Annotated in this window: 9 protein-coding genes and 1 pseudogene; 8 read left to right on the top strand and 2 right to left on the bottom strand. The window is 58.4% G+C overall.

Features of this window, described 5'->3' with window-relative positions:
• Positions 1–61: 61 nt before the first annotated feature.
• From EDD52_RS24480 to EDD52_RS22895, 8 genes and pseudogenes are all read left to right on the top strand, one after another.
• A complete protein-coding gene (locus tag EDD52_RS24480; RefSeq protein WP_132248941.1) occupies positions 62–268 on the top strand; it encodes a recombinase family protein in 207 nt (68 codons plus the stop codon).
• Between the two features lie 314 nt (positions 269–582).
• Positions 583–681 (top strand): annotated as a pseudogene (locus tag EDD52_RS24435) (IS5 family transposase); the annotation flags it as partial.
• Between the two features lie 1,582 nt (positions 682–2,263).
• Positions 2,264–2,671 carry a hypothetical protein gene (locus EDD52_RS22920; RefSeq protein WP_132248940.1) on the top strand — a complete coding sequence of 136 codons (408 nt, stop codon included), beginning with the start codon at positions 2,264–2,266 and terminating at the stop codon, positions 2,669–2,671.
• On the top strand, positions 2,668–3,051 hold the full coding sequence (locus EDD52_RS22915; RefSeq protein WP_132248939.1) for a DUF3768 domain-containing protein: 384 nt from the start codon (positions 2,668–2,670) through the stop codon (positions 3,049–3,051). Before EDD52_RS22920 ends, EDD52_RS22915 begins: the two co-directional genes overlap by 4 nt.
• A gap of 76 nt (positions 3,052–3,127) precedes the next feature.
• Positions 3,128–4,951: a ParB/RepB/Spo0J family partition protein gene (locus EDD52_RS22910; RefSeq protein WP_132248938.1), complete on the top strand. Its 1,824-nt coding sequence runs from the start codon at positions 3,128–3,130 to the stop codon at positions 4,949–4,951.
• 52 nt (positions 4,952–5,003) lie between these two features.
• On the top strand, positions 5,004–5,339 hold the full coding sequence (locus EDD52_RS22905) for a hypothetical protein (RefSeq protein ID WP_132248937.1): 336 nt from the start codon (positions 5,004–5,006) through the stop codon (positions 5,337–5,339).
• Positions 5,290–5,688 carry a hypothetical protein gene (locus tag EDD52_RS22900; RefSeq protein WP_132248936.1) on the top strand — a complete coding sequence of 133 codons (399 nt, stop codon included), beginning with the start codon at positions 5,290–5,292 and terminating at the stop codon, positions 5,686–5,688. The genes EDD52_RS22905 and EDD52_RS22900 overlap by 50 nt, the downstream gene beginning before the upstream one ends.
• Before the next feature lie 629 nt (positions 5,689–6,317).
• On the top strand, positions 6,318–6,803 hold the full coding sequence (locus EDD52_RS22895) for a hypothetical protein (protein ID WP_207906084.1): 486 nt from the start codon (positions 6,318–6,320) through the stop codon (positions 6,801–6,803).
• A gap of 404 nt (positions 6,804–7,207) precedes the next feature.
• On the opposite strand, the gene EDD52_RS22890 is transcribed toward EDD52_RS22895, so the two are convergent.
• Entirely contained in the window at positions 7,208–8,236 is a 1,029-nt protein-coding gene (locus tag EDD52_RS22890) for an IS110 family RNA-guided transposase (protein WP_132248934.1), read from the bottom strand.
• Between the two features lie 254 nt (positions 8,237–8,490).
• Positions 8,491–8,697 (bottom strand): hypothetical protein, encoded by a 207-nt coding sequence (locus tag EDD52_RS22885; RefSeq protein WP_243652080.1) that lies wholly within the window; start codon positions 8,695–8,697, stop codon positions 8,491–8,493.
• Positions 8,698–8,810: the final 113 nt, after the last annotated feature.

The following is an 8,810-nucleotide window of genomic DNA, read 5'->3' as shown; positions in this document are numbered from 1 at the left end:
GCCGTTCCAAAACCTGTGGCAAAGCGTTTGAGGTTTTGGAAGCTTCTTGTCATCATATAGCATGTTCATCGGATATGCTCGCGTTTCAACCACAGACCAGAATCTTGATGCTCAAACCGACGCGCTGAAAGCAGCGGGTGCAGAGCGTTTGTTCTATGAACCGACATTCCGCAAGTGGAGCGCAGTTCTTACAATGGTGATGCCTCTTTGCGTATCGATCAATCTTTTGGAGCCCTTTGAGCGGTGGTTCGTGCATCTCACGCCATGACCGAACGCCATTTCTGGGTTTGCGGGCCGGTTTGACCAGACCTTTTGTCTGGTCCTCATGCGTTTGGACGAAGTTGCAAAGCCGCTTCCCTCTGGATTCTACCGTTGTTGCCCTCTTGCGGAAACCGGTGGTGAACGCAGGCGATGTATGGCTGCGATGATGCGGGTGAACAGATTTCCACTGACGGCAACCTCGGCCACTTGCAAGATCATTGCACAAACGTGACGGACGAAACAAGTCATGAAAACTCTGAAAAACCTCATGCTTTGAGCGGCTTGGGGTAGACTGTTGAGAACGCAACGGGAACCCTGCCGTTGCCCAAGCAGCCCACCTTTCCAGGCCTCCGCCAGGCGATAAGGAAGAAACAGGCGCGGCGTGAGAAGTTCCTCGCCGCGATGGATGCGGTTGTGCCAAGGCCTTTACACCGCTCCCGTCGTCAGGCGGCATCTTTATTTGGCTTGAACCGGCTATGATTTCCAAAATACTTCACTCATTTAAACAACACTCACCAATCTTCTCAGGGGCCAGTTCAACAGCAAACACACTCGCAATGAGTGTAGGAGCCGTGATTGCCTCCGTCTAGGATGTTTCCAGCGACAATATAGGTTCCGTGGCGGCAATCTATTTGCAGTGTAAAGGCAAATTACGCTTCTCGTATTCGCTCCAGGCCAACGAGACGGCTCCGAAAACCTCAAGGGCTTGGTATCAGAATTCGACCTGCTATCGAACAGAAGATCTGGCCATCAAAGCTGTTGGCAGGTTCTGGATACGTTGGTCGGAGAAGCCCTATATCACCCCATCCGCGCAAGCACGTCACGCGCTCTTACACCGGACATTGTGAGCCGTTGTATTCGATCGTTCCCTTTAGATCGCAGGCGTCTCATTTGACGAGGCAAAAATGATGAATGGCGGGATTCAAGCGTGTTCCTGTTTTGGTTTTCCAGCAGCCAATCCCTCGCCGAGCAAAGGCTGTCTCGTCCATGCCCATAGCGGTGGAGTGCGATGTCCGCTTCGGCGACGAAACGAACATCACGGCAATTGACATGCTGCAAGGGCGAGAGAATGCTGCGTTAGCAATGGCTGTGCCTGCAAGAGGCGGGTTTGTCCCGCAGTGCCGTTGTTCGCCCCTCGAAAATGCTGCGCGATCCACGAACGGCTGCAATGCCTAAGCTGCGCCGCGGCGTTCAACCGAGCTTAGTGCGACAATCAGGTGTGCTTTCCAAGATTCTGCAAATCCCGCCGTCTGCGCACTTGCGACTTTCGCCCAGATCGGTGGATCTCGATACCGAACGAATGATGTGTGTTGGCCCCTGCCATGATCCTCGATCATGTCACCGCGCCCTGGTCTGCGGCCAGCATGGCTGGCCTTCGACCCGCACCCTTCGGCCCCATCCTCTCTGATCCAATAGCCCGCGCCCTGTCTCATCCGAGCCAGGGCGCGCACTGTGTCTCATGGTCGGCTGCGGCCTTGTGAGCGGCCCATTCGGGCGACGATCGCATGGGGCGGCGTCAGACCTTCCCACAAGTCGCCTCGCCATTCTTCGCTATATGTTGGCGCGTCCAGCTCGTCGCCTGCAAGACCCTGCCCCGTCCCCTTGTCCGGGGCGGGCTGGAAAGCTCTGACGAAAGGTGGATCGGAGATCCGCGCCAGCGCAGATCACATAAGCAGGGGGTTTCGTCGCAAGCTCCGAACGCCCCTGCATCCTGGGCCGCGCGTTCCGCGCGTCTGTAAGGGGACCGCCGGTCCCCCACCGCAACCCTGAACACCTGCACCCAAAGGGGTTTCCCCGACCTTCCTGCGCTTGGCGCTTCGTGCAGGCCGGGTGATCCCCCTCCCCTTTGGCTTTGATTTCAGAATTGCAGCGGTTCCCCCCCTGCCCTCGCCGGGAGGCAGGCTTTCAGGAGAGGGGCGCGCACAGCGCTTCCTCGCCAGAAACCCCGCCCCGATTTTCGGCAAAGACCGGAAACGTGGCATCCCCACGAAGGAGTTGCCCAATGGGTTACACGACCGCCTATCATCACGTGAGAACCGATGCCGAAGCGGCACGGTATGCGCTCAGGGAAGTTGAACGCGCTGGCATCAAGGTGCTGGCCTTCTCGACCGACAGGCATGTGATCGGGCATGGCTACGGCTTTGTCACCTATGCCGCTGTCGAGGTTGTCGGGAACGACCGCCGCGACGTGATCTGCATGACCGTCCTGCAGCACCGCACCGACAGCGAAGTCGGCTGGAAATTCGTTGACGAAACGATGGGTCCGAACAACGCGCGTTGCCCCATCGCCATTCTCAACATGCTCACCCCGCCTCAGAACGACTATGCCGCGTCGTTTCGCAAGGCATCGCGCCTGTTCAACGAAGGCCGCGTGGAAAACGTCACTTTGCACACGGGAGAGGCAGCATGACCGACGCTGTTGAACTGACAGAGGCCGAGGCCGAAGCGCAGGTGATTGCCAAGCAGAACGATCAATTCCGCAAGACCTGGGGCGCTGACTTTACCATCCCCGGCAAGATCGTCGTGACCCAAAGCGTGGCCTGCCTGTCCGCAGGCGCACAGGTTCAGATCATGCGGGCTGTGCAGGCATTCGACACCTTCACCGAGGACAATGACCCTTACGGCGATCACAGCTTTGGCGCGTTTGAAATCGAATGCGCAGGCGAAACCGTCAAGCTGTTCTGGAAGATCGATCTGTTCGACACCGACTTCAAGTACGGCAGCGACGCCCCGGCGGATACCTCTGAAACCCGCCGCGTTCTGACCATCCTGCAACGCCACGAATACTAGCGCCGCTCAAGCGGACCCGCCGCACCGGACAAGGTGCAGCCCCCCACCCCTTCACCACAGACCAGGGAACAGACCCATGACAGACCAGAGCAAAATCATTGCCGCCACCGACGAGCAAATCCCCTTTGCAGACCTCTATCTGCACGACATGAACCCACGCAGCATCGTGAGCGAGGACGCGATCGAAGCCCTTGCCAAGAACATCCGCCAGCTTGGCTTGATCCAGAACCCCGCAGGCTTGCGGGACGAGACAGGCAAGGTTGGCATCGTGGCAGGCGGCAGGCGGTTTCGCGCGCTTGCCTTGTTGCAGGACGATCCCCGGTTTCAGACCGTGACCGTCCGCATGGCCCCCGATTTTGATACCGCCGCGTTTTGGGCCACCAGCGAGAACGCGCAACGCGAAGCCCTGCACCCGGCAGATGAAATCCGCGACTTTGGCGCGATGGCGCGGCGCGGCGTCACCGTGCCCGCAATCGCCGTGGCCTACGGCGTGACCGAAGGCCATGTTTACCGCAGGCTCAAACTGGCAAGCCTTCCCGCGCCCGTGCTGGACGCGCTGAAAGCCGGAGAAATCAGCCTCTCCAATGCCGCCGCCTTCACCATCAGCGAGGACGAGGCGAACACGCTGGCCGTGCTGGAACAGGTGCGCGGTCAGAACTACAGCGAACACCGCATCAAGGACATGCTCAAACCCAACGCCGTGCGGCAGACCGACCGCCGCGCTGTCTTTGTCGGGCTGGACGCTTACGAGGCCGCAGGCGGTCGCATGATCAGTGACCTGTTTGCCGAGCAGACCTTTCTGGATGATGTGGACCTTCTGGACGAGTTGTTCGCGGCCAGGCTGGACGCCGAGGCCCAGGCCCTGACCGCCGTAGGCTGGAAATGGGCCGAGGCGTCGGACATTACCTATATCGGCTGGAACTTCATTGAAGATCGCAAGCTGGACCGCATCTATGCCGAGGAAGGCGACCTGACCGAAGCCGAGGCCGAACGGTATGACGAACTGGCCGAAATGATGGAGGCGGATGTTCTGGACGAGGCAGGCCAAGCCGAGTTTGCCGCTTTGGAAAACATTCTGGCAGGCGCGTTCAGCGACGAGCAGAAGGCCGTTTCCGGCGTTGTGATCCATGTCGATCAGAGCGGCAGCGTGCAGACCATCGAGGGGCTTATCACCCGCGAAGATCGGCCCGCCGCGATTGAGGCCGGGTTTCTGAGAACATCGGCCCACAAGACCGAGGCCGCGCACAAATCGGCTATCTCCGCCAAGTTGGCCGACGATCTGTCCCGCATCGCCAAGGGCGCGCGGCAGCACGCGGTTTTGCGTGATCCTGATCTGTTGCTCGACCTTCTGGCCTATCAGTTGAGCCACGATCTGCGTTGGAACAACCCGCTTGGCGTGTCGCTTACGGATGTTCCGAACTGGCCCACCACCGAGGCCGAAGGCTACTTCTTGGACGAAAGGCTGACCAGCAACCCGCCGCGCGATATGTGGCAGACCAAAGACCTTGCCGCGTCGTTCCGGGCTTTCCGCAAGAAGGGTGCCCATCATGTGCGCGGCGAGTTGACCCGGTTCCTTGCCGCGCAATACCGGGGCGGCGACGAGAAGCTGGCCGCATTGGTCGACAAGGAAACCAAGCCGAGCATCCGCGAGGTCTGGACGCCCACCGCCGAGAACTTTTTCAAGCGTGTGGCTGGCCCGTACCTCAACGACCTGTGGTGCGATCTTCTGGACCTTGCCGAAGATCACCCCACCGCCACCACCTTTGCCAAGCTGAAAAAAGGCGAGAAGGCCGAGAAGCTGGAAAGCCTGTTTGGCGATGCGTCCATGCGCAGCGCCCTTGGCATCACCGACGAGCAGGCCGCGCGGATCGACGCGTGGTTGCCCGAAGGCATGGAATGAAATCGCAGGCGGGGCGGTCGCGCCCTGCCCCTACTTCGCAGGAGGTTGAGACATGGCATTCCAGAACGAGACAAACAAAGGCCGCGTGACCAGCATGGTCGACACCTTGCACCTGATCCTGAAATCCGCACAGGCGAACCGCGCCGAGAATCACGAGATTGTTGCGATGTTGCGCCCGCTGACCGACGAGCTGGCCGGGCCTGGCCTTGCCGCCGATATGTCGGCCGCCGCGCCAGCACCGACGACCGCTGCTTTGACGGCTGGCGAACGCGCCGCCCTGCATCTGGCCGACCGAGCATCCTTGCGCGACCTCATCGCAGCTTTGATGGGGCGGCTCGATGCCCACGCCGCGCAAGCGTGCCGCACTGCGCCGAAAGCAGCGCCTTGAACGCGAGGCTCTGCCCCTTCTGGCTGACCTGGTGGCCGAGGCGCAACCGTCCGAGGATGATGTGATGCGCGCCCGTGCCGATCAATGGACAACCCAAGAGGCCCGAGATCGCAGCCGCCGCGCCCGCAAATGGCTTGAAGCCCGTGCCCGCCTCGCCGCCCTATCCGCAAACGAAAGGGCAGTGCTGCGCCGCGCATGGGATTGCGCGCCTTACCCCGCCGATCCGGTCTATCTTCTGGACTTTCTACACAGCTACGGCACCGGGCGGATCACGCTCGATGCCCTGCCTTTCGCTCTTGTGCCGACAGATCAGCACGGATGCCGTACCACGCTTGCGCCGTGCGTTTGACGAGACTGTGCCCGGTCCAAACTGGCAAGACATGCGCCGGTCTGCTACTATGTGAATAACAGTTTTCTTTGTGGTGAAGAAAAACACTGGCCCCGCTTCGGCGGGGCTTCTTTTTGGCTGTTTCGATCTGAGCGAGGATTCAGATTTGGCCGGTCAGCCCAGGGCCACCCGGCCCCGCGCTATGCGCGGTAGCCGCTATCGCGGCATGGGCGTTACGGCACAAACAGTCGTTATCGCCTGTGACAGAAACGCATTAGTTTTGGCCGAAGATCAAAGTTGCTTCGGCCCGAAGTGACTTAGGCTAATTTACAACGGACGTGAGGCATGTGTATCCTATCTTTATGTTGTATCGTTGGAGCCGCCTCCTGCCCATCTATCGCCGAATTGCTTCTCGGCGCGTATTAAAAGAGTGGCAAACGTTACAGAGATATATCGTCCTGCAGAGGGCAGACACATGGGACGCAGCACAGGCAACGATGAGATTGGGTGTGCGTCGCGCGTGGCAGATTAGCCTAGGATTGCTGACGTGCTATCTGATCTTGTCTTTCTTCTCTCGGGACCTCCTATCGCCGCGAGTATTCCTGCGTTTGCTCGTCATCTACGCTATTGGAATTTTAATTTGGTGGCTCATGTCACCGAACATACGCTTCGTCTGGCGCGTTTCGGTCCGGATCCTTTTCAATCGGACAATTGGTTCGTCCGCCGCTCGGGCGCGAAATAGCATCTACTTTCTGACTTTTTCGATCCTGCTCCTGCGCAAGCACGGCGCAACGGACGGTGCGATGGCATTTTTTCCGATCCCGTTTGATGATACGCCGGAACTTTTCGCTGAGGCTGTCGCGCTATTCCTTGGCTTTCTCTGGCTGGCGTTCTTAATACATCGCATTCTTGAGGAATCCGACTTTGCGCTGTCCGACGCAACGCTCGTGGAAGGCTTTTCCGATTTTGATCCAGTCATGGTCGTAAAGGCCGCGATTCTTTTCCTTACGGCCATTCTGAATATTGGCGTGCCGTTGATCCTTACCTTCGCCGTCCTCCTCAACCTCGACGTAAGTCCGACCGCCGCCTTAGTCGAGTTCGTCGCGTTTGCTTGGGCCGAGATACTTCCCAACTAATCGTCGGCTTCCAAATTTGGTTGGCACCCAGAAAGAGCTGCCAGAAACCCCCTGCCACAACCTGCGTGCCAAAAACGGTTCTCTGATTGCGGCCTTGTCAAGCGGGTGAGCGGTTTGTCCGTCCGGGGTCATGGTTCTTCTATGGTTGCCGCCCGTAGTGCAAGAACTCTTTGCCTTGATTGGCGTGTGATCGAGTGCGGTCTTCTATAAGGCCTTGGTTTGCGGCCCTAGAGACGCCGCTGGCCGGTATGGTGATCAGCGGGTCGGGTCCAAATCTCTCCGAAGAGCTGAAGCGCTCACAGAACCAAGCTGGTTTTCCCGATCCAGATCTTTCGATCATTTAGCCCATTCGAGGAGCCGACTTCTTGTACTATTCCTATCTAGTTCTCAGTTTTTTCGTGTCGTCAGACTGCAGCGGGATGTGCGAGGTTCCGGTAGTCTTCCTCTTTGGTGAGCATTGCCCAGATCGCCCGCGCCATCTTGTTGGCTAGAGCAATCGCGACAAGGAGCCTCGGTTTTCTGTCCAACATTTTTGCCAACCATGAACCGGGCTGGATTCTTTTTCGGCCCAGCCAGTTCAATCGCGACATCGCGCCAGTGATCAGAAGCCTTCGGATATCTGCCTGCCCCGCCTTGGAGATGCGTCCCAACCGGGCCTTGCCACCAGAGGAATGCTGCCGCGGAACAAGACCAAGCCAAGCCGCAAAACTCCGACCGCACTTGAACGTTTCCATTGGAGGCGCAAAGGTTTCAATGGCCAATGCGGTGATCGGCCCCAGGCCCGGCATCGTCTGCAGCCGCCGCGCTGTTTCCGCATCCCTTGCGAGCTCCTTTGCCATCTGTGTTTTCCTGTTTATACGATTTGTCTTTTCTGTGATCTGTTGGATTAAATCGAGACATTCGGTGCGGACGATAGCCGATAACGCGATGGAGGAGTCACGCAGCGCCGTTTCGATCCGGCCGATTTGCTCGAAGCCGGCCGGAAACGTCAGGCCATGCTCATACAGGATGGAGCGCAGAACATTGATCAGTTCTGTCCTTTGGTAGAGTAGCCGCTCACGTGTACGAAAGACCACGGCCCTTGCTTGCTGTTCTTCGGTCTTGGGCTCCACAAAACGCATTTCCGGGCGTTGCGCCGCAATGACAATTGCTTCCGCATCCGCCGCATCGTTTTTCTGTCGCTTAACAAATGGTTGAACATATTGAGGTGCAATGAGTTTGACCTCATGGCCCAATCTGACCAGTACTCTGCACCAGAAGTTGGCACCACCACAGGCCTCCATCACGACCACAGCCGGACCGTGTTCTTCCATAAACCGAACAAAGCCCTGCCGCGAAAGTTTCTTGCGAAACTTCAGTTCACCCGTCAGAGATGTGGCATGAAGTTGGAAAACTGATTTTGCCAAATCCACGCCAATCATTGTATCCTTCATTTTGCCGTCCTCTCAGCTTAGTTGATTTCAACTCAACCAACTTGGCACATTGCGATGCCGTCTGGGGAGGGCGGCAACCATCCCATCTCTACGAGGTCGCGGGTCGCGCCTCATGGTGGTGTTCGGTGGTGGATCGTCTCCAATGTCGTTTGCGGGGTGAGCGGGCGTGCCTGCGTCCCAACCGTTTTTACGAGATCGATCAACCTCCGCCCCTTCGGGACTTGGCTCCCCGCCATCGTCGGCAGGAATTCGGATCAGACGTTGGCCTCCTTTGTCCATTGATAGTCGGTTTCGTTTTTCCAGAGTGTCAGCATCAGCACGGCGATTTTGCGCGCGGTGGCGACCGCCGCCTTGCGGAACCCGCGCCGCCCCGCCAGACGGATGGCCCAACTTTTCAGCGGTGAGAAGCGTTTGACCTGACGGATGACGCATGATGCCGCCTCGAACAGCAGTCCGCGCATTGCGCCGTCACCACATTTCGACAGTAACCGCCCGATTTGGACCACCTGCCGCATTCGCTTAGTAGATCTTATACGACGTCGTTACTGACGTGGATAACGACGTCGTATGCGGC

This window comes from Primorskyibacter sedentarius, assembly GCF_004342065.1.
Classification (GTDB): domain Bacteria; phylum Pseudomonadota; class Alphaproteobacteria; order Rhodobacterales; family Rhodobacteraceae; genus Primorskyibacter; species Primorskyibacter sedentarius.
This window is presented reverse-complemented; position numbering and strand designations above follow the sequence as displayed.